Annotated in this window: 18 protein-coding genes; 8 read left to right on the plus strand and 10 right to left on the minus strand. The window is 72.8% G+C overall.

The features are described from left to right. Positions 1–98: 98 nt before the first annotated feature. Positions 99–1,970, minus strand: a complete 1,872-nt coding sequence (gene ilvD / locus ACLQ14_RS05260) for a dihydroxy-acid dehydratase (protein WP_425810620.1) — start codon at positions 1,968–1,970, stop codon at positions 99–101. A gap of 88 nt (positions 1,971–2,058) precedes the next feature. Between ilvD and ACLQ14_RS05265 the strand changes: the two genes are divergently transcribed. Continuing rightward, on the plus strand, positions 2,059–2,907 hold the full coding sequence (locus tag ACLQ14_RS05265) for a helix-turn-helix transcriptional regulator (RefSeq protein ID WP_425810622.1): 849 nt from the start codon (positions 2,059–2,061) through the stop codon (positions 2,905–2,907). A 38-nt stretch (positions 2,908–2,945) separates the two neighbouring features. Further along, entirely contained in the window at positions 2,946–3,596 is a 651-nt protein-coding gene (locus ACLQ14_RS05270) for a CatB-related O-acetyltransferase (protein WP_425810625.1), read from the plus strand. Positions 3,597–3,687: 91 nt separating this feature from the next. On the opposite strand, the gene ACLQ14_RS05275 is transcribed toward ACLQ14_RS05270, so the two are convergent. Then, positions 3,688–4,905 (minus strand): MFS transporter, encoded by a 1,218-nt coding sequence (locus ACLQ14_RS05275; RefSeq protein ID WP_425810627.1) that lies wholly within the window; start codon positions 4,903–4,905, stop codon positions 3,688–3,690. A gap of 83 nt (positions 4,906–4,988) precedes the next feature. Between ACLQ14_RS05275 and ACLQ14_RS05280 the strand changes: the two genes are divergently transcribed. Together ACLQ14_RS05280 and ACLQ14_RS05285 are read left to right on the plus strand one after the other, a co-directional pair. Further along, the gene (locus ACLQ14_RS05280; protein WP_425810629.1) at positions 4,989–5,390 is read left to right on the plus strand and encodes a DUF6804 family protein; all 402 of its coding nucleotides are present in this window, start codon (positions 4,989–4,991) and stop codon (positions 5,388–5,390) included. 64 nt (positions 5,391–5,454) lie between these two features. Then, a complete protein-coding gene (locus ACLQ14_RS05285) occupies positions 5,455–6,327 on the plus strand; it encodes an LLM class F420-dependent oxidoreductase (RefSeq protein ID WP_425810631.1) in 873 nt (290 codons plus the stop codon). Between the two features lie 36 nt (positions 6,328–6,363). Here ACLQ14_RS05285 and ACLQ14_RS05290 read toward each other — a convergent pair whose 3' ends face one another. From ACLQ14_RS05290 to ACLQ14_RS05305, 4 genes are all read right to left on the minus strand, one after another. Continuing rightward, complete coding sequence (locus tag ACLQ14_RS05290) at positions 6,364–7,896, minus strand: ATP-binding protein (protein WP_425810634.1); 1,533 nt, start codon at positions 7,894–7,896, stop codon at positions 6,364–6,366. 13 nt (positions 7,897–7,909) lie between these two features. Continuing rightward, positions 7,910–9,700 carry an FAD-dependent oxidoreductase gene (locus ACLQ14_RS05295; protein ID WP_425810636.1) on the minus strand — a complete coding sequence of 597 codons (1,791 nt, stop codon included), beginning with the start codon at positions 9,698–9,700 and terminating at the stop codon, positions 7,910–7,912. A gap of 111 nt (positions 9,701–9,811) precedes the next feature. After that, positions 9,812–10,477, minus strand: a complete 666-nt coding sequence (locus ACLQ14_RS05300) for an FMN reductase (RefSeq protein WP_425810638.1) — start codon at positions 10,475–10,477, stop codon at positions 9,812–9,814. A gap of 83 nt (positions 10,478–10,560) precedes the next feature. Further along, positions 10,561–11,739, minus strand: a complete 1,179-nt coding sequence (locus ACLQ14_RS05305; RefSeq protein ID WP_425810640.1) for an LLM class flavin-dependent oxidoreductase — start codon at positions 11,737–11,739, stop codon at positions 10,561–10,563. Between the two features lie 141 nt (positions 11,740–11,880). Between ACLQ14_RS05305 and ACLQ14_RS05310 the strand changes: the two genes are divergently transcribed. The 3 genes from ACLQ14_RS05310 (at position 11,881) to ACLQ14_RS05320 (ending at position 13,316) form a co-directional block, all read left to right on the plus strand. Then, positions 11,881–12,504 (plus strand): L-threonylcarbamoyladenylate synthase, encoded by a 624-nt coding sequence (locus tag ACLQ14_RS05310; protein ID WP_425810642.1) that lies wholly within the window; start codon positions 11,881–11,883, stop codon positions 12,502–12,504. 223 nt (positions 12,505–12,727) lie between these two features. Further along, positions 12,728–12,937: a helix-turn-helix transcriptional regulator gene (locus ACLQ14_RS05315; protein WP_425810644.1), complete on the plus strand. Its 210-nt coding sequence runs from the start codon at positions 12,728–12,730 to the stop codon at positions 12,935–12,937. Next, positions 12,909–13,316, plus strand: coding sequence for a hypothetical protein (locus ACLQ14_RS05320; RefSeq protein WP_425810646.1), 408 nt, complete (start codon positions 12,909–12,911; stop codon positions 13,314–13,316). Before ACLQ14_RS05315 ends, ACLQ14_RS05320 begins: the two co-directional genes overlap by 29 nt. 74 nt (positions 13,317–13,390) lie before the next feature. Here the strand turns inward: ACLQ14_RS05320 and ACLQ14_RS05325 are convergent, their stop codons facing one another. Both ACLQ14_RS05325 and ACLQ14_RS05330 read right to left on the minus strand, forming a co-directional pair. After that, positions 13,391–14,632, minus strand: a complete 1,242-nt coding sequence (locus ACLQ14_RS05325; RefSeq protein ID WP_425810648.1) for an MFS transporter — start codon at positions 14,630–14,632, stop codon at positions 13,391–13,393. Positions 14,633–14,766: 134 nt separating this feature from the next. Next, positions 14,767–15,342 (minus strand): Dps family protein, encoded by a 576-nt coding sequence (locus tag ACLQ14_RS05330; RefSeq protein WP_425810650.1) that lies wholly within the window; start codon positions 15,340–15,342, stop codon positions 14,767–14,769. A gap of 116 nt (positions 15,343–15,458) precedes the next feature. Between ACLQ14_RS05330 and ACLQ14_RS05335 the strand changes: the two genes are divergently transcribed. After that, the gene (locus ACLQ14_RS05335; RefSeq protein WP_425810652.1) at positions 15,459–15,812 is read left to right on the plus strand and encodes a hypothetical protein; all 354 of its coding nucleotides are present in this window, start codon (positions 15,459–15,461) and stop codon (positions 15,810–15,812) included. Between the two features lie 11 nt (positions 15,813–15,823). On the opposite strand, the gene ACLQ14_RS05340 is transcribed toward ACLQ14_RS05335, so the two are convergent. Further along, a complete protein-coding gene (locus ACLQ14_RS05340) occupies positions 15,824–17,323 on the minus strand; it encodes a lipase maturation factor family protein (RefSeq protein ID WP_425810654.1) in 1,500 nt (499 codons plus the stop codon). A 46-nt stretch (positions 17,324–17,369) separates the two neighbouring features. Next, positions 17,370–19,826, minus strand: a complete 2,457-nt coding sequence (locus ACLQ14_RS05345) for a glycogen/starch/alpha-glucan phosphorylase (RefSeq protein ID WP_425810656.1) — start codon at positions 19,824–19,826, stop codon at positions 17,370–17,372. Between the last annotated feature and the right edge of the window lie 2 nt (positions 19,827–19,828).

Consider the following 19,828-nt stretch of genomic DNA (forward strand, 5'->3'; position numbering starts at 1 on the left):
GTCGCCCCAGGGGACACCCTGGGCCGCACCCTGGCCGCACCCGTGCGGACGGTGGGTCCACGCGGTGCGGCCAGGGTGGTGCGGTCAGGGTGGTGCGGTCAGGCCTCGCCGGCCGCCACGCGCTCGAGGACGGTCAGGTCGCGCACGGCGCCCTTGTCCGCCGACGTCGCCAACGCTGCGTACGCACGCAGCGCCGCCGACACCTGGCGCACCCGGTCCTTGGGCGCGTACCGCCCGCCGAGGGCCTCGCGCCGGGCCGCCAGGACGTCGTCAGGCACGAGGAGCTCGAGCGACCGGGTGGGGATGTCGATGCGGATGAGGTCGCCGTCCTCGACGAGCGCGATGGTGCCGCCCGACGCCGCCTCGGGGGAGACGTGCCCGATCGACAGGCCCGACGTGCCGCCGGAGAAGCGCCCGTCCGTGACGAGCGCGCACACCTTCCCGAGGCCCCGGCCCTTGAGGAAGGACGTCGGGTAGAGCATCTCCTGCATGCCGGGGCCGCCCTTGGGGCCCTCGTAGCGGATGACGACGACGTCGCCGGCCTTGACCTGCTTGGCGAGGATCTTCTCGACGGCCTCGTCCTGGGACTCGCAGACGACCGCCGGCCCCTCGAACGTCCAGATCGACTCGTCGACGCCCGCCGTCTTCACGACGGCGCCGTCGACGGCGATGTTGCCGCGCAGCACCGCGAGGCCGCCGTCCTTCGAGTAGGCGTGCGCGACGTCGCGGATGCAGCCGTTCGCCGCGTCGGTGTCGAGGGTCTCCCACCGCTCCGACTGCGAGAACGCCGTCGAGGACCGCTGCCCGCCCGGGGCCGCGTGCCACAGGTCGAGGGCCGCCTCGGTCGTCGCACCGCTGCGCAGGTCCCAGTCGTCGAGCCACTGCTTGATCGACGGGGCGTGCACGCTGTGGACGTCCTCGTCGAGCAGCCCGCCCCGGTACAGCTCGCCGAGGAGCGCGGGGATGCCGCCGGCACGGTGGACGTCCTCCATGTAGTACGTGCCGCCCGGGGCGACGTTCGGCGCGACCTTCGCGAGGCACGGCACCCGGCGCGAGAGGGCGTCCATGTCGGCGAGCCCGAAGTCGACGTCGGCCTCCTGCGCGGCGGCGAGCAGGTGCAGGATCGTGTTCGTCGAGCCGCCCATCGCGATGTCGAGCGCCATCGCGTTCCCGAACGCGGCGGGGGTGGCGATCGAGCGCGGCAGGACCGACGCGTCGTCGTCCTCGTAGTAGCGGCGCGTGATGTCCACGACGGTGCGGCCGGCGTCCTCGTAGAGCGCGCGACGCGCGGTGTGGGTCGCGAGGACGGAGCCGTTGCCGGGCAGCGACAGGCCGATGGCCTCGGTGAGGCAGTTCATCGAGTTCGCGGTGAACATGCCCGAGCAGGACCCGCAGGTCGGGCAGGCGTTCTCCTCGATGCGCAGCATGTCGGCGTCGGAGATCGTGTCGTCCACCGCGTCGGAGATGGCGTTGACGAGGTCGAGCTTCCGCACCGTGCCGTTGACCAGCGTCGCGCGGCCTGCCTCCATGGGCCCACCGGAGACGAAGACCGTGGGGATGTTCAGGCGCAGCGCGGCCATGAGCATGCCGGGCGTGATCTTGTCGCAGTTCGAGATGCAGACGAGGGCGTCGGCGCAGTGGGCGTTGACCATGTACTCGACCGAGTCCGCGATGAGGTCGCGGCTCGGCAGCGAGTACAGCATGCCGCCGTGGCCCATGGCGATGCCGTCGTCGACGGCGATCGTGTTGAACTCGCGGGCGATGGCGCCGGCGGCCTGGATGGCCTCCGAGACGATGCGCCCGACGGGCTGGAGGTGGGTGTGGCCCGGGACGAACTCGGTGAACGAGTTGGCGACGGCGACGATCGGCTTGCCGATGTCGCCGGAGGCGACGCCGGACGCGCGCATCAGTGCGCGGGCGCCCGCCATGTTGCGGCCATGAGTGACGGTGCGGGAACGGAGCGAGGGCATGGGCACATTCCCTCACACGGGGGAGGCCACCGGAAGACGGCGCCGGTGCTAGTAGTGGGAGTACTAGCGTCGGGCTAGGGTCGTCGGTGTGAGCGGTGACACCGAGCGGCGCAAGGAGCTGGGCGCGTTCCTGCGCGCCCGCCGCGAGCAGCTCGACCGGGCCGAGCTCGACCTGCCTCCCGTCGCGCGCGGCCGCACCACCGGGCTCCGGCGCGAGGAGGTGGCTGCGCGGGCCGGCGTGAGCATCACCTGGTACACGTGGCTCGAGCAGGGCCGCGACATCAACCCGTCACGGCAGGTCCTCGACGCGCTCGCCGTCACCCTGCGGCTGTCCGCCGCCGAGCACGAGTACGTCCTCTCGCTCGCGGGGTACGCGCCCGCCCCCGTCGCCGCGCTCGCCGCCCCCCAGGACATCCCGGCCCACCTGCAGCGGTTCCTCGACGCGCAGGCGCCGTCGCCGGCGTTCGCGCTCGCGTCGGACTGGGCGATCGTGGGCTGGAACCGCGCCTACGAGGTGCTCTACCCGAACGTGGCGACGGTCGCGCCCCAGGACCGCAACCTGCTGCTCGTCATCTTCACCGACCCCGACGACCGCACCCTGCTGCCCGACTGGGAGACCACGAGCCGGCGCTTCCTCGCCGAGTACCGGGCGCAGGCCGGCCCGCGCCTCGCGCTGCCCGAGCACGTGGCGCTCGTCGGGCGGCTGCGCAGCGAGAGCGAGGAGTTCGCGCGCGCGTGGGCCGACCACCGCGTCGAGCGGTTCGCGTCCCGTGAGCGCCGGTTCACGCACCCGGTCGCGGGGGAGCTCGTGTTCGAGCAGCACGAGCTGGTGCCCGCCGACCTGCCGGGCGTCCACGTCGTCGTCTATCTCGCGGCGGACGAGTCTCCGACGCGCGCGCGGATGTCGGTGTTGCTGGCGGACTCCACGGCGCCCTGAACCCCAGCCCGACCACGACCGACAAGGAGTCGTCCGCCATGCCCGCGCTCGAGCCCGCCGACCCGACCGTCCTCCACCCGATGCCCGAGCAGCCGCGGGTGGTCCTGCTGAAGCCCCTCGTGACGTCTCCGTTGATCGAGGTGGGCGAGTACTCGTACTACGACGACCCGGACGACCCGACGGCGTTCGAGTCGCGCAACGTCCTCTACCACTACGGGCCCGAGCGGCTCGTGATCGGAAAGTTCTGCGCGCTGGGCACGGGGGTGCGGTTCCTGATGAACGGGGCCAACCACCGGATGGACGGCCCGTCGACGTTCCCGTTCCCGACGATGGGCGGCTCCTGGGCCGAGCACCTCGACCTCCTGACGGGGCTGCCGAGCCGGGGCGACACCGTCGTGGGCAACGACGTCTGGCTCGGCAACGGTGCCACCGTGCTGCCAGGCGTGCGCATCGGGCACGGCGCCGTCGTGGGTGCCGGCTCGGTCGTCGCGCGCGACGTTCCCGACTACGGGATCGTCGCCGGCAACCCGGCGCGGCTCGTACGCCGGCGGTTCGACGACGACGACGTCGCCCGCCTCCTCGCGCTCGCGTGGTGGGACTGGCCCGCCGAGCACGTCACGGCACACGTGCGGACGATCATGTCGGGCACCGTCGACGAGCTGGAGGCGGCCGCGCCGGCGCCCGCGTGACCGGTCCGGTCCACAGCGGGTCGCGCGGGTGGCGGCGACGTCGTCGGCGGCGAGCGGGCCGCGGTCGTCGACAGGATCGAGGAGCGGGGCGCTACGGGGCCGGGAGCGGCTCTCCCACGTAGCGGTTCCGGCCCGCGAGGAGCCCCACCACGGCCTGCGCCGCCGCGACGCACGCCACGAGCCCCAGCGTCGCGGCCCACGCGCCGGTCGCGTCGTGGAGCAGCCCGGCGACCGTCGGACCGCCGGCGGCCACGAGGTACCCGACGCCCTGCGCCATGCCCGACAGCCGCCCGGCGTCGCGCGCGGTGCGGGTCCGGGCCGCGAACAGCGAGAGTGCGACGACGAGCGACGCGCCCGAGCTCGCGCCCGCCAGGAGCACCCAGAGGACGTGCGCACCCGGGGCGACGATCAGGCCGACCGCGGCGAGCACCATGAGCCCCGACACGCCGGCGGCGGCGAGGCGCTGGTCGCGGAGCCGGTGCAGCACGGGCCCGACCGCGAGGCCCGCCACGATGCCGACGATCTGCATCGCGAAGAGGAGCCAGCCGGCGGACGCGTGGGACGTGCCGGACCGGTCGTGCTCGATCTCGGGGAGCCACGTGACGAGCAGGTAGTAGCCGCTGGACTGGAGACCCATGAAGAGCGCGACCTGCCAGGCGGTCGCGCTCCGCCACGGGGCGACGCCGAGCGGCTGGGGGTCGTCGTCGGGTGGGGGCGTGTGCGCGCGGGTCCGGGGGAGCCACAGGAGTGCCCCGAGGAGGGCGAGCCCGGCCCACGCGCCCAGCGCGAGCTGCCAGCCGCCGATCGCGGCGAGCGGCACCGCGATGCCCGACGCGACGGCTGCGAACCCGCTCATCACGGCCGAGTAGACGCCGGTGACGACCGGCACCCGGTCCGGGAAGTCGCGCTTGACCAGGGCGGGCACCAGGACGTTCCCGACGGCGATCGCTCCTGCCAGGAGCACCGTGCCGACCCACAGCGACCCGGGCACGGCGGTCACGGACCGGAGCGTCGTCCCGGCGGCGAGCACGAACAGCGCGATCCCGACGGCCGGCTCGGTCCCCGTGCGGCGGGCGAGCGCGTGGACGAGCGGCGAGACGACGGCGAAGGTCAGCAGCGGGACCGCACCGAGCAGCCCGAGCGCGCCCGCCGACAGGCCCGTGTCGGCGCCCAGGTCGTCGATCACGGGCCCGACGGCGGTGATCGCGCCGCGCAGGTTCGCGGCGACGACGAGGACGGTGACGAGCAGGTAGACGTGCGCCCTGCGCCCGGACGGCGCACGGTCGTCGGTGGGGTCACGGCGGGGCATCCCGGCATGGTACGTGGTACGGACGTACCGGTACGGCGTCGGAGCGTGCCCGAGGGGGTCGCCTGCCTCGCTAGGCTCGGGGCGTGAGTCCCAACCCGCCCCGCCGCCCGTCCACCCCCGGGGCGGGGAACCGCCCCGGCGGGCGGCCCTCCGACCGCTACGGTGACGACGGCACGCTCCGCTCCGCGCTGGTGCCCGGGATCCTCGGCGGGATTGCGGCGCTGGTCGGGACGGCCTTCGCGACGTCGTCGGGCGGGTTCACCGTGATCCGGTACGTCGTCGCGATCCTCGCGCTGATCATGATCGTCTTCGCGGTCCAGGCCAAGGCGTTCGTGTGGGTCGTCCCGCTCGCAGCGATCGCCGTGCTCTGGAACCCGGTCGTCGCGTTCGGCTTCCACGGGACCTGGTGGGGGATCGTCCAGGTGCTCGTCGCCCTGCTGTTCGTGGTCGCCGGCGTGCGCATCAAGGTGCCCGCCGACGCCTGAGCGGGCCTCGTTCTCCGACGCGGGCCTTGACTTCGAGCGCGCTCGAGGGTGAAGCATCACCGGTATGCGACTCGGTGCACACCTCATGCGGTTCGACTCGGTCCCGGCCCCCGCCCTGCGTCAGGAGCTCCTCGACACGGCGGACGCCGCGGAGGAGGCCGGCCTCGGCTGGCTGTCCGTGATGGACCACTGGTTCCAGATGACGCGGGCCGGGTTCCCGGCGTCCGACCCCATGCTCGAGGCCTACACGACCCTGGGGTTCCTCGCGGCCCGCACCGAGACGGTGCAGCTCGGCGCGCTCGTGACGGGCGTGACCTACCGGTACCCGGGGCTGCTCGCGAAGACGGTCGCGACGCTCGACGTGCTGGCCGGCGGCCGCTCGACCCTCGGCATCGGCGCCGCCTGGTACGGGGAGGAGCACGCCGCGCTGGGCGTGCCATTCCCGCCGCTCAAGGAGCGCTTCCAGCGGCTCGAGGAGGCCGTGCTGATCGCGCGGCAGATGTACGACCCCGCGAACGACGGCCCGTTCGACGGCGCGCACTACCAGCTGGGCGAGACGCTGTGCTCGCCGCAGCCGCTCAGCAAGCCCGAGATCATGATCGGCGGGTCCGGCGAGAAGGTCACGCTGCGCCTCGTCGCGAAGCACGCCGACGCCTGCAACCTGTTCGCCGCCGACACCGAGCGCCTGCAGCACCTGCTGGGCGTCCTGCACCGGCACTGCGACGACGTCGGTCGCGACCCCGCGGAGATCCGCGTGACGACGCTCCACGGCGGCGAGAAGCTGCTCGACGGGGACGTCGACGGGTTCGTCGAGGAGATGCGCGGGTTCGCCGCCCTCGGCGTCGACACCGTGATCCTGCGTCCGCCGGCCACGTCGCTCGCCGCGTGGGTGCGCGACGTCGTGACCCCCGCCGTCGCCCCGGTGCGCGACCTCTGACTCCGCGAGGTAGACGGGCGCCCGTCTACCTCGCGGTCAGGGCGTGGTCGGCGGGGCCTGCGGGTCGGCTGCGAGGGGGAGGCGGACGACGAACCGGGTGTCGCCGGGCTCGGACGTCACCCGGAGGTCGCCGTGGTGCTTGTTCACGACGATCCGCCACGCGATGTCCAGGCCGAGGCCGGTCCCGGACCCGACGGGCTTCGTCGTGAAGAACGGCTCGAAGATCCGGGGGACGGCGTCGGCGGGGATCCCGGGACCGGTGTCGCCGATCTCGATCTCCACGGCGTCGTCGGGGGAGTCGGGCGCACGCCGGGTCGTGACGGTCAGCGTGCCGGTCCCGTCCCGCCCGCCCATGGCCTGCGCCGCGTTGTCGATGATGTTCGTCCACACCTGGTTGAGCTCGGCCGCGTAGACGGGGACCGGGGGCAGCGTCCGGTCGTAGTGCCGGACGACCTCGATCCCGCTGCCGAGCGCGTGGTCGAGCATGACGAGCGTCGCGTCGAGGAGCTCGTGCAGGTCCGCCGGCCCCTCGGGCGCGCGCCCGATCTGCGAGTACTGCTTCGCGGCGCCGACGAGCGTCGAGATCCGGGTCGTGGCGTCCTCGATCTCGCCCATGAGCTGCTCGGTCTCGAGCGTGTACCCGATCCAGCGGACGGCGCCGTCGAGCGCGTCCGGCGCCACGAGGGCCGCGACCTTGTCGAGCCAGGGGCCGTCGATGCCGGCCTGCACGAACGCGGGAGCGAGGTCCCAGCCGGCCCGCAGCCCGTGGCCGTCGAACCAGTCGACCAGCCCGTCCTCGAGGTCGGACGCCTCGAGCGGGCCCGGCGCGGTGCCCTCGGCCGCCGCGTCGTGCAGGTGCTGGACCGCCTCCTCCTGGAGCTGGATCAGGGTGGCGATGCTCGTACGGTCGTACGGCCCGGCGGCGATGAACGAGAGCTTGTGCCGCATCCCGGCGACGCGCTCACGCAGCGTCGCGGTGGCCCGCGAGGCCGCCGCGGCGGGGTTGTTGAGCTCGTGCGTGAGCCCGGCGGACAGGGACCCCAGCGCGAGGAGCCGCTCGCGCTGCCCGACGGCGCGCTCGGTGTTCTTCTGCCCGAAGAACAGGCCCTCGAGCAGGTGGACCGCCATGGGGAACCACGACGTCATGAGCTCGCGGAAGTCGTCCGCGGACAGCACGTAGAACCGCGACGGCCGCAGCACCCGGAGCGAGTGCAGGTACGTCTGCTGGACGCGGTCGCCCAGGTACGCGTTCCACGCGCCCGCGTACACGCCGCGCTGCTCGGTCCGGCTCACCTCGACGTCGTCGTCGCCCACCCGACGGTAGACGGCGACCTCGCCCTCGATGAGGACGAACAGGCACCGCGCGGGGTCGCCCTCCGTCAGGAGCATGCCCGGCCCGACCTGCTGCACGGCGCCGTGCCCGCACAGCCACGAGAGCTGGTGGTCGTCGAGCTTCTCGAACAGGAACAGCGTGCGCAGCTCGTCGATGTCGCACGGGAGGTCCGGCCCGACGACGCACGGTCCGGCGCCGCGCGTCCTGGGGCCGCCGCGGGTCTGCTGGTCGGTCATGTCGCCTCCGTGGTCAGCGCTGGTCGAGGTAGCGGTGGACGAGCATCACGGCCATGGCGCCCTCGCCGACGGCGGACGCGACGCGCTTGGCCGACTCGGAACGCACGTCGCCGGCGGCGAACACGCCGGGCACGCTCGTCTCGAGGTGGTAGGGCGGGCGGTCGAGGGTCCACCCGGCCGGGGCGGCGCCGTCCTGCAGGAGGTCCGGGCCCGCGACGACGAAGCCGTGGGCGTCCCGCACGAGGACGCCGTCGAGCCAGTCGGTGCGTGGCTCCGCGCCGATGAAGACGAACAGCCACCCCGTCTCGACGGGCGTCCGCGCGCCGGTGGCGACCTCGCTCAGTACGACGCCCTCGAGGTGGTCGTCGCCGGTCGCCTCCGCGACCTCGGTGCCGAGGCGGACGTCGATCCGCGGGTGCGCGCGCACCTGCTCGACGAGGTAGCTGGACATGCCCTGCTCGAGGGCCGTCCCGCGGACGACGAGCGTCACGCGGGCGGCGTCGCGGGCCAGGAACACCGCCGCCTGGCCGGCCGAGTTGGCGCCGCCGACGACGAGCACCGTCTCGCCCGCGCACGAGGGCGCCTCGGTGAGCACGGAGCCGTAGTACACGCCGCGGCCCACGAGGTCGGCCAGCCCGGGCCCGGCGAGCATCCGGTAGGAGACACCGCTCGCGAGGATGACGGTCTGCGCGTCGAGGCTCTGCCCGCCCGTGAGGCGCACGGTGTGCGCGGAGCCGTCGACGTCGAGCCCCACGACCTCGCGGGTGGTGACGAGCTCGGCCCCGAACTTCAGCGCCTGCCGCCGGGCACGCTCGGTGAGCTGGCTGCCGGAGACCCCGTCGGGGAAGCCGAGGTAGTTCTCGATCCGCGAGGACTGGCCGGCCTGGCCGCCCGTGGCGGTCCGCTCGACGAGCGCCGTCCGCAGCCCCTCCGACGCGCCGTACAGCGCCGCCGAGAGGCCCGCGGGGCCGCCGCCCACCACGACGAGGTCGTAGAAGTCCGACGACGGCCGCGTCACGAGCCCCACGCGCTCCGCGAGCGCCGAGTCGTCGGGCGCGACGAGGACGCCGCCGTCGGGCGTGACGACGACGGGCAGCGGGGGCGGGTCGGCGAACGCGGTCCCGAGGCGTCCGGCGGCGGCCGTGAGCAGCCGGTCGCCCTCTGGCGAGTCGACTGCGTACCAGCGGTAGGGGACGGCGTTGCGGGCGAGGAGCTCGCGGACCTCGGACGAGCGGGCGTGCCAGCGGTGGCCGACGACCTTCGTCTCGGCGACGGGCTGCGGCGCCCGCAGCGACCACGCCTCGAGCTGCGCGTCCAGCACCGGGTAGAGCTTCTCCTCCGGCGGGTCCCAGGGCTTGAGGAGGTAGTGGTCGAGGTCGACGACGTTCACCGCCTGGATGGCGGCGTCGGTGTCGGCGTAGGCGGTGAGCAGGATGCGGCGGGCCGCCGGGAACAGGTCCATCGCTTGCTCGAGGAACTCGATGCCGCTCATCCCGGGCATGCGGTGGTCCGCGACGAGGACCGCGACGGTCTCCCCGCGCAGCTTGACCTCGCGCAGTGCGTCGAGCGCCTGCTCGCCGGACTCGGCGCGCACGATGCGGTACGTCTCGCCGTACCGGCGGCGCAGGTCCCGGGCGACGGCCCGGGAGACGCCGGGGTCGTCGTCGACGGTGAGGAGCACGGGACGTGCCCTGTCGCCCCGGGCGGACCGGTCGGCCGATCCGCCCGGGCCGGGGCTCGGGGCGACGGGTGCGGTGCGCGACGGGGCGGCGTCGGGCGCGGTCGTGACGGTGGACGTGCTCACGCGGCGGATCCTCCAGGGGCTGGGGGCGGCCGGCCGCGTGCAGGGGTGCAGCGGCCCGGCCCGGCCTCCAGTCTCCGTCGTCCGGGGCTCCGGCGCGAGGGTCCGGGCGTGTCAGCCGGCGAGACCGCCCAGCATGTCCTCGAACGAGGGGGTCCCGGCGAACGGCGCGGAGTCGTCGGACGACGACGCCGCGCGAGCGTCGCGGGACGCGACGGTGCGGGCCAGCTCGCTGCCGGCCCGGCGCACGCGCTCCGGCAGCGTGCCCGCGCTCCCGCCGGCCTCGGCCCAGTCGTCGGTCGCGGCGAAAACGGTCGTCGTGGCGACGTCGGCGCGGAGGTAGGTGAAGAGCGGGCGGAGCCCGTACTCGAGCGCGAGCGAGTGCCGCGGCGTGCCGCCCGTGGCTCCGAGGAGGACCGGCATCCCGACGAGCGAGTCCTTGTCGAGGATGTCGACGAACGACTTGAACAGGCCCGAGTAGGTGGTCGTGAAGAGCGGCGTGACCAGGACGAGCGCGTCGGCGTCCGTGACCTGCTCGATAGCGTGCGCGAGGTCGCCGGAGGCGAACCCCGTGAGCATCGCGTCCATGATCGCGTGCGCGTGGTCGCGCAGCTCGACGGTCTCCACGGTCGCGCGCACGCCCTGCTCGGCGAGCGCCCCGACGGTCGCCTCGGCGAGGCGGTCGCCCAGCAGCCGGGTCGACGACGGCTGGCTCAGGCCGGCGGAGACGAGGACGATGCGACGCGGCTCGGCCGTGCTCGCGGGCTCGAGGTGGTTCACGATGCTCCTTCGGGTGAGGGGGGCCACAGCCTTGCGGTTGACCGCAGCGTCTCGGTTGACCGGATCAAGTGTCCCACCGGTGGTCATCGGGTCACCGTCTCGGCGGTGTCCTGGGTGGCGTCCTCGGCGCGGCGACCGGTCCAGCGGTCCTCGCCGACGACGTGGAGGCCGGTGGCCTCGCCGGCGGCCTGCGCCTTGGCCACGAGGTCGGTGTGCGACGGCGGGTTCGACGGCACGCCCTCGGGGCGGTGCTTGTCGGCCTCGGCGCGCAGCACGGGGACGATGTCCTCGGCGAGGATGTCGATCTGCTCGAGGACCGTCTTGAGCGGCAGGCCGGCGTGGTCGACGAGGAAGAGCTGGCGCTGGTAGTCGCCGACGTCCTCGCGGAACGCCGCGTAACGGTCGATGACCTGCTGCGGGCTGCCGACGGTGAGCGGCGTCTCGCGCGTGAAGTCCTCCATCGAGGGGCCGTGCCCGTAGACGGGCGCGTTGTCGAAGTAGGGCCGGAACTCGTCCCAGGCCTTCTGGGAGTCCTTGCGGACGAACACCTGCCCGCCGAGCCCGACGATCGCCTGGTCGGCGCGGCCGTGGCCGTAGTGCTCGAACCGCTGGCGGTAGAAGGCCACCATCTGCTTGGTGTGCTCCATGGGCCAGAAGATGTTGTTGTGCAGGAACCCGTCGCCGTAGTAGGCGGCCTGCTCGGCGATCTCGGGGGAGCGGATCGAGCCGTGCCAGACGAACGGGGGGACGCCGTCGAGCGGGCGCGGGGTGGACGTGAAGCCCTGCAGCGGGGTGCGGAACTTGCCCTGCCAGTCGACGACGTCCTCGGTCCAGAGCCGCCGCAGGAGCGCGTAGTTCTCGATCGCGAGGTTGACGCCCTGGCGGATGTCCTGCCCGAACCACGGGTAGACGGGGCCGGTGTTCCCGCGGCCCAGCATGAGGTCCATGCGCCCGTCGGAGATCACCTGGAGCATCGCGTACTCCTCGGCGAGGCGCACCGGGTCGTTGGTCGTGATGAGCGTCGTGGCGGTCGAGAGCGTGATGTTCTTCGTGACGCCCGCGAGGTAGCCGAGCATGGTCGTGGGGGAGGACGCGACGAACGGCGGGTTGTGGTGCTCGCCGGTAGCGAAGACGTCCAGCCCGGCCTCGTCGGCGTGCTTGGCGATGGTGAGGATGTTGCGCACGCGCTCGGTGTCGTCGGGGGTGCGCCCGGTGGTCGGGTCGGTCGTGACGTCGCTGACCGTGAAGATGCCGTACTGCATGCTGCGCTCCCGCTGCCTCGCTCGTCTGGTTCATGCGTTTGCATGTATCGACCGCGTCAACCGGAGACGTACGGCGACTATTCCCCGCCGCCGTCCCCGGCCTCCCCGCCTGGCACGCCGTGGCGTCCTAGTCTCGGAACCATGGCGCGCTACTTCGACGTCCACCCCGTCAACCCGCAGCCACGCTCGATCGAGCAGGTCGCGCAGCTCGTTCGCGAGGACGACCTCGTCGTGTACCCGACCGACTCCTGCTACGCGTTCGGGTGCCGGCTCGGCAGCAGGACCGGCCCCGACCGGATCAGACGGCTGCGCCACCTCGATGCGCGGCACGACTTCACGCTCGTGTGCGCGGACTTCGCCCAGCTCGGGCAGTTCGTGATCGTGGACAACGCCGCGTTCCGATCGATCCGGGCCGCGACTCCCGGCCCGTACACGTTCATCCTCAAGGCCACGGGCGAGGTCCCACGACGCCTGGCCCACCCCAAGAAGCGGACCGTCGGCGTGAGGATCCCCGACAACCCCGTCGCTCTCGCGATCGTGCGCGCGCTCGGCGAGCCGATCGTGTCGTCGACGCTGCTGCTGCCCGGGCAGGACGAGCCGCCGACCGACGGGTGGACCATCAAGGACGAGCTCGACCACGAGGTCGACGCCGTGGTGGACGGCGGCGACTGCGGCACCGAGCCCACGACCGTCGTCGACCTGTCGACGGGCGTGCCCGAGGTCGTGCGCGTGGGCGCCGGAGACCCGAGCCCCTTCGAGATGTGAGGTCGATGAGGTAGGCGCGTCACCACGACCCAGGTGCCCCCTGTGCGCAGCCGCTCGGGAGACGGCGGAGCCGGGCTGCTCGTCGGACTGTCCGACCCTGGCTCGCCGACGATTCAGCGCCCGCCCACGCCGGCGGCCACGAGGGCGTGGACGCCGCCCCTGAACCGACCCTCGCTGTCAAGCATGCTTGACAGACATTTTGGGTGACAAGCAGGCTTGACACGTGCGGAACAGGGTCAGAGAGCTGCGGTCGTCGCGAGGGCTGTCCCAGGGCCAGCTCGGCACAGCCCTCGGGGTCTCACGGCAGACGGTCAACGCCATCGAGACCGAGCGATACACACCGTCCCTGCCGCTCGCCCTGTCCATCGCGAAGTTCTTCGAGGTCAGCGTTGAGGAGATGTTTCATGTCGAAGGGAGTCGTGCGGGTGAGTAGCAACACGGCCACACGGTCCGTCCCTGGTTTCTTTCTCGCCGTCGGAGTCGGCTGCCTCGTGGCCGCGAGCGTCGGCGGCCACCTCGCCCTCGGCCTGATGGCGTTCGGGATCCTGGCGGTCAGCAGTCTTGTCTTGGTCCTGCTGGGACGCCGGAGCGAGACCTATCAGGGCCTCGCCGCGAAGGCCCCCGACGAGCGCTTCGCCCGCATCGGTGCGCTTGCCTGGGCCGGCACGGGCATCGTGCTCACCGTGGGAAACCTCGGCGCCTTCATCGGCGAGCTGGCATCCGGGCGAAGCGGCGATCCGTACTTCTGGTTCGTGGCCACGGCTGCCGTCGCTTACATCACGTTCGTCGCCATCCTGTCCCGGCACACCTGACGGCGAAGTCCCGACACGAGGAGCCTGAGGGCGTTCGCCTCTCCTTCGAACGTCTCCCATGTCGATCACCGGGCTCACGCGCCGACTCGCACCTCGCTGCGCAGATCGCCGGGCCGCATTCCCTGACCCTTCTCGGTGGCGACGGCGGAGGCGGAAAGGAGGGTCGCGGCAGCGAGGCTGCACCAGAGCGCGGCCGAGCCGCGTGCGGCGAGCGCGGTGACGATCGCGGGGGAGACGGCGAGGCCGATGCCCGTGGAGAGCTGGAAGCGGGTGAGGGCGCGCCCCAGGACATGAGCCGGGGCGAGGGCGGCGACGAGCGCGGTGGCGCTGCCGGCGTAGATGATCTCGCCGATGGTGCAGACCACGGACACCGCGGCGACGGCCGGTGCACCCCAGCCGTGTCCCAGTGACGTGGCGGCGAGGAAGCCGAGGTAGGACGCGGCGAGGACCACGCCGGAGAGCGCCAGCACCGTCCGCCGGGAGAAGCGGGACATGAAGACGGTGACCGGAACCTGCAGGGTGACCACCAGCACCGTGTTCGCCACGAAGATGGCTGCCGACCACACCGGGGATGCGTGCAGCTGGGTCACCAGGACCAGGGGAAGCGCGACCTCCGGGATGTTGAGGCAGAAGACGTAGATCACGTTGGCAGCCAGCAGCGCGCGCATCCGGGGTGCGGGCGCGTCGTCCCGGTCTTCGGCCGCGGCAGCGGCCGGATACGCGTGCAGATGGACCGACCATGCCAAGGCCGCCGCGGCGAGGTAGGCGAGGCCGGTGACGGCTGCCAGCGCCTGCAGCGCGGTGGCGCCGCCCGCCAGGCATGCGGCGGCGAGGAGTCCACCGGCGCCCAGGCCAGCGTTGCGCAGCGCACGGCCCCCTGCGAGCGCGGCGTCGCGTTCGCGACCGTGGGCGACCGTGGCGACGAGCGCCGCATGGGCAGCCGGCCATGCCTGGTTGCCGATGCCCAGGAAGAGTGCTGCCGCCGCGAACGGCCACGGGTGCCCCGGCGGGGTGGCCAGCAGCAGCGCCACTCCCAGCACCCGAACCAGCATCGACGCCGCCACCACCGTGCTGCGTGCGCCCCGGTCCAGCCATCGCCCCACCGCAGGCATGCACACCAGAGCCACGACGCTGCCGGCCGTCATGGCGATGCCGGTCGCCGACACGGACAGCTTCAGCACCGCCACCCCGTAGAGCAGAAGAAAGGGACGCAGCAAGCCGGTGCCGAGCGCGTCCACAGCCAGGGCGACGACGTAGCGGGGGCCTCCGGTGGCACGGACGAGAGCGTGCGCCTGGATCTTCGTGGTGGTTGCCATGGCGTCAACGATGCGGTCGGCCGCCGGGCCGAGTGCGTCGGTTGACAAACACTGTCAATTGACGCGGTCGTCACCACCTGCGACCGCGACGGGGTCGACGCCGCCGTGCCGTCGCCGCTCGCCGGCGCGCGGGCTCAGGGCTCACCGCGCGCCCCGGACTCGGCCGCTCCGGCCGCGGACCGCTCGGTGCGCCTGCCCTCGGTCGAGAGATCCCCGCCGGCGTTCTCCAGGTGCGCCCGGACGAACCAGTGGAACTGCTCGAGCGAGTGCAGGTGGCCGATGAGCAGGTCGTTCGTCACGTCGTCGACGCCCTCGGTGTCGGTCGCCGCCTGCCGGTGCCCGGCGACCACGCCCTGGTAGACCTCGTCGAGCGCGCCGAGGTGCGCGATCGCGGTGGCCCGGCCGAGCGAGTAATCCTCCCAGGTGCGCTCCGCGACCAGCGCCCCGGGTGTGCCCTTCGGGGCGACGCCGAGCGTGGCGATCCGTTCGGCGATCGCGTCGACCATGAGCCGGACGGCGTCGACCTGGGGGTCGATCATCTCGTGGACCGCGATGAAGTGCGGGCCCACGACGTTCCAGTGCACGTGCTTGAGCGTGAGGGCGAGGTCGTTGAGCGAGTGCAGGCGTTCCTGGAGGATCGCCGCGACCTTCTCGCCGTCCTCCAGGGACATGCCGGGGACGGTGTAGCGCGGGCTCGACTCGGATGCCATCGTGACGCCTCCTTCGCGGGCGGCACGGCGTTCGTGCCGCCGCCTCCACCGTCGCGCGACGGGGAGGCGTTCGCACGTCGGGTACCGGGGTGCGCGGTGGACCGTAGCCTGGACGTATGCCACGCGTTCTCGTCGTCGGGTACGACCCCGAAGCCGTCCCCGGGATCGACGGACCTGCGATGCGGTCCGCTCTCGACGCCGAGCTCGAGCGCTTCGCAGGGGAGGGTATCGAGGGGTCGATGGTGCTCGTCACGGCGGACCCGTCGACCGTTCCCACCTTCGTGGACGCGCTGGCGTCCCGGCCGTGGGACGTCGTCGTCGTGGGCGGCGGCATCCGCAAGGCGGAGCCCCTGCTGACGCTCTTCGAGCTGGTCGTCAACCTCGTCCGGGAGCACGCGCCCGAGGCCGCCCTCGCATTCAACACGAGCGGTGGCGACAGCGTCGAGGCCGCGCGGCGCTGGCTCTCCTGAGCGCCGCACCGTCAGCCCACCGCGTGGCGCGCCTCGGCGAGCGTGAGCGGGGGCTCGAAGAGGGTCTGCTCCTCGCGCGCCCAGAACGCCCCCGTCCGACGACGTTCCTCGCGTGTCGTGTACCGGTACCGGTAGAGCACGGCCCGGACGGCGGCGGGGCGCTCGCCCCGGAAGGGGTCGCGGCGCAGCAGCGCCAGGGTCGGCCGGTCGGCCTCGAGGAGGCGGAGAAGCAGGACGTCGAACCACGAGCTGCCCCACGGGTCGCGGTAGCCCCGCAGCGCGAGGAACCACATGAGCCAGTCCAGCCGCAGGTGGTAGGGCGCCACCTGCGGCGGCCGCCTGCGCACGTCGCCGGGCTTGCCGCGGAACTCGTAGGCGACCCAGCGGGGCTCGCGCACCGACTCGTTCTCGCCCGGGCCGGTGTCGCGCGTCCCCTCGACGACGACCTCAAACCGGTCCTTCGTCACGGAACCGAACGCGCCGTAGGCGTTGACGAGCCGGTACCGGTCGAAGCTCGCGTTCATGAGCTGGTGGCTCGAGAACAGGTTGGTCAGCGGTCGCCAGCTCTTGACGAGGAGCAGGACCGCCGCCAGACCGACCACCACCGCGAAGGCGACCGGGACGTCGTCGGGCGGGCGCGAGCCCACGGCGACGTCGTCGGCGGCGACCCAGGGGAGGACCCGCGCCCACACGCCGTCGCTCACGACGCCGAGGGCGAGCACGATCGCCGCCCAGTTGAGCCAGGAGAAGTTGCCGGTCGCCACGAGCCAGAGCTGGGTCACGACCATCACCCCGGCCGCGACGGACGCGACGGGCTGCGGAGCGACGAGCAGGACGGGCGCACCGAGCTGGGCGACGTGGTTGCCGACCACCTCGACCCGGTGCCACCACGCGGGCAGGTGGTGCGCCCACCAGGACAGCGGCCCCGGCATCGGCTGGGTCTCCTGGTGGTAGTACATCGCCGTCAGATCCCGCCACGCCCGGTCGCCCCGCAGCTTGATGAGCCCCGCGCCGAACTCGAGCCGGAACAGCAGCCAGCGGCTCAGCCCCAGGACCACGACGGGGACCGCGACCCGTGTCGAGCCGAGGAACGCGAGGAGGAACAGGGCCTCGCACAGCAGCGACTCCCAGCCGAAGGCGTAGAACGTCTGCCCGACGTTCACGATCGACAGGTACAGCGCCCACAGCAGCAGGAACACGACCGTCACGACCCACCACGGCCCCGCCTGCGCCAGCCCGACGACGACGCTCGCCGCGAGCGCCACCCCCACCCACGCGTACGCGCGGAAGAGGCGGTCGGAGTACCGCCACCGGAAGACGGACGGTGCGCTGCGCCACGACGTCCTCGCGAGGAACCGGGGCACGGGCTCGAGCCCGTGCTGCCCCAGCAGCGCCGGGAACTGGGCGAGGGCGGACGCGAGCGCGACGATCGTCAGCGCGGCGAAGCCCCGCAGCAGGACCTCGCGCGCGACGTCGTACCCGTCCGTGCCGAACCAGGTGGCCCAGTCCATACCTCCACGCTACGGCGGGCCGGTGCCCTGCGCCGGGGCCGGGCGTTCAGCCGACGCGCGGCTCTGCGGGCACCGCGTCGGCGCGCCAGACGCGGTCGAGGTAGTCGCGGATCGACCGGTCCGAGCTGAAGAACCCCGTCCTGGCGACGTTGAGGATCGCGGACCTGGACCACGCGTCCGGGTCGGCGTACGCGGCCTCGACGCGCGCCTGCGCGTCGACGTAGGCGCGGTAGTCGGCGAGGACGAGGAACCGGTCCTTCCAGAGCAAGTCCGACACGATCGGCTCGAAGACGGCCCGGTCGCCGCCCGAGAACGCCCCCGACGCGATGAGCTCGATCGCCCCCCGCAGGTCGGCGTCCGCCTCGTAGTACGAGCCCGGGTCGTAGCCCGCGTCCTGGACGGCCTGCGCCTCCGGCTCGGTGAGGCCGAACAGGAAGAAGTTGTCGTCGCCGACGAGGTCCCGGATCTCGACGTTCGCGCCGTCGAGCGTGCCGATCGTGAGCGCGCCGTTGAGCGCGAGCTTCATGTTCCCCGTCCCGGACGCCTCCTTGCCGGCCAGCGAGATCTGCTCGGACAGGTCGGCGGCGGGGATGAGCTTCTCGGCGAGGGTCACGTTGTAGTTGGCGGGGAAGGCAACGCGCAGGCGGCCCTGGAGCTCGGGCGCCGCGTCGACGACGGTGCCCACCGCGTTGATGAGCGCGATGATCTCCTTCGCCATCTTGTAGCCCGGGGCCGCCTTCGCGCCGAACACGACGACGCGCGGGGTGATGTCCTCGGCGCGCAGCTCGCCGCGCAGCACCCGGTCGTAGAGCGTGACGACGTGCAGCACCTTGAGCATCTGCCGCTTGTACTCGTGGAGCCGTTTGATCATGACGTCGAACATCGCGTCCGGGCTGACCGTGATGCCGTCGCGCGACTGGAGCAGCTCGACCAGGCGCTGCTTGTTCGCGGCCTTGACGGCGCGGAAGCGCTCGCGGAACGACGGGTCGTCGGCGAGCGGCTCGAGCCCGCGGAGCAGGTCGAGGTCCCGGACCCACCCGGTCCCGACCGCGTCGTCGAGCAGCGACGAGAGCCCGGGGTTGGCCAGGCGCAGGAACCGGCGCGGCGTCACCCCGTTCGTGACGTTGGTGAACCGCTCGGGCCACAGCTGCGAGAAGTCGTGCAGGACGACGTCGCGCAGGAGCTGGCTGTGCAGCTCGGCGACGCCGTTCACGTGGCTCGAGCCGACGGTGGCGAGGAACGCCATCCGGACGGCGCGCTCGGGGCTCTCCTGGATGATCGACATGCGGCGCACCTGGAGCTCGCTCGCGCCCTGGCCGCGCAGCACGTCCAGGAACTCCTCGTTGATCCGGTAGATGATCTCGAGGTGGCGGGGGAGCAGGCGCCCGAGGAGCTCCACGGACCAGATCTCCAGCGCCTCCGGCAGGAGCGTGTGGCACGTGTAGTTGAAGGTGCGGCGGGTGATGTCCCACGCGCGGTCCCAGGCGACGCCGTGGTCGTCGACGAGCAGGCGCATCAGCTCCGGGATGGCGATCACGGGGTGGGTGTCGTTGAGCTGGAACGCGACGCGGTCGGGGATCGCGTCCCAGTCCTGGTCGTCGAGGGTCCGGTCGAGGAGGTCACGCAGGGACGCGGCCACGAAGAAGTACTGCTGCTGGAGGCGCAGCTCCTTGCCCTGCGGCGTCGAGTCCTCCGGGTAGAGGACCTTCGAGATGTTCTCGGCGTACGTCTGGCCGCGCACCGCGGCCTCGTAGTCGCCCGCGTTGAAGGTCTGCAGGTTGAACGCCTTGGTCGCCCGCGCGCTCCACAGGCGCAGGGTGTTGACGTTGCGCGTGCCGTAGCCCGGCACGAGGTAGTTGTACGGGACGGCCTCGACCGTCCAGCCCGGGACCCATCGGCGCGGGCCCCCCGTGCCGTGGTCACCCTCGACGGTCCCCCCGAACCCGACCGTCACGGCCATCTCGGGGTGCGGCAGCTCCCACGGCGACCCGAGCGCCAGCCAGTCGTCCGCCTGCTCGACCTGGCGCCCGTCGACGAACGTCTGCCGGAAGATGCCGTACTCGTACCGGATGCCGTACCCGACGGCCGGGATGTCGAGGGTCGCCAGGGAGTCGACGAAGCACGCGGCGAGGCGGCCCAGGCCGCCGTTGCCGAGCCCCGGCTCGACCTCCTGGTCCACGACGTCGTCGAACGAGACGCCCAGCGACGCGAGCGCGTCGCGCGCGACGTCGGTCAGGCCGGTCGCGAGCAGGGCGTTCTCGAGCTGCCGGCCGAGCAGGTACTCGGCGGACAGGTAGGCGACCACCTTGGAGCGCCGGTCGAGCTGGGTCGACAGCGTGTCGAACCACCCGTCGACGAGGTGGCGGCGCACGGTGCGGCCGAGCGCCGTGTAGAGGTCGGTGGGGGTCGCCGTGCGGAGGCTCACGCCCTGCTCGTGGAGCAGCTGGTCGCGGAACTCGGCAGCGAAGGATTCGGCGGACGGGAGCGCTGGCGTGCTGGTCACGC

The sequence above is a fragment of the Luteimicrobium sp. DT211 genome, assembly GCF_049844995.1.
Classification (GTDB): domain Bacteria; phylum Actinomycetota; class Actinomycetes; order Actinomycetales; family Cellulomonadaceae; genus Luteimicrobium.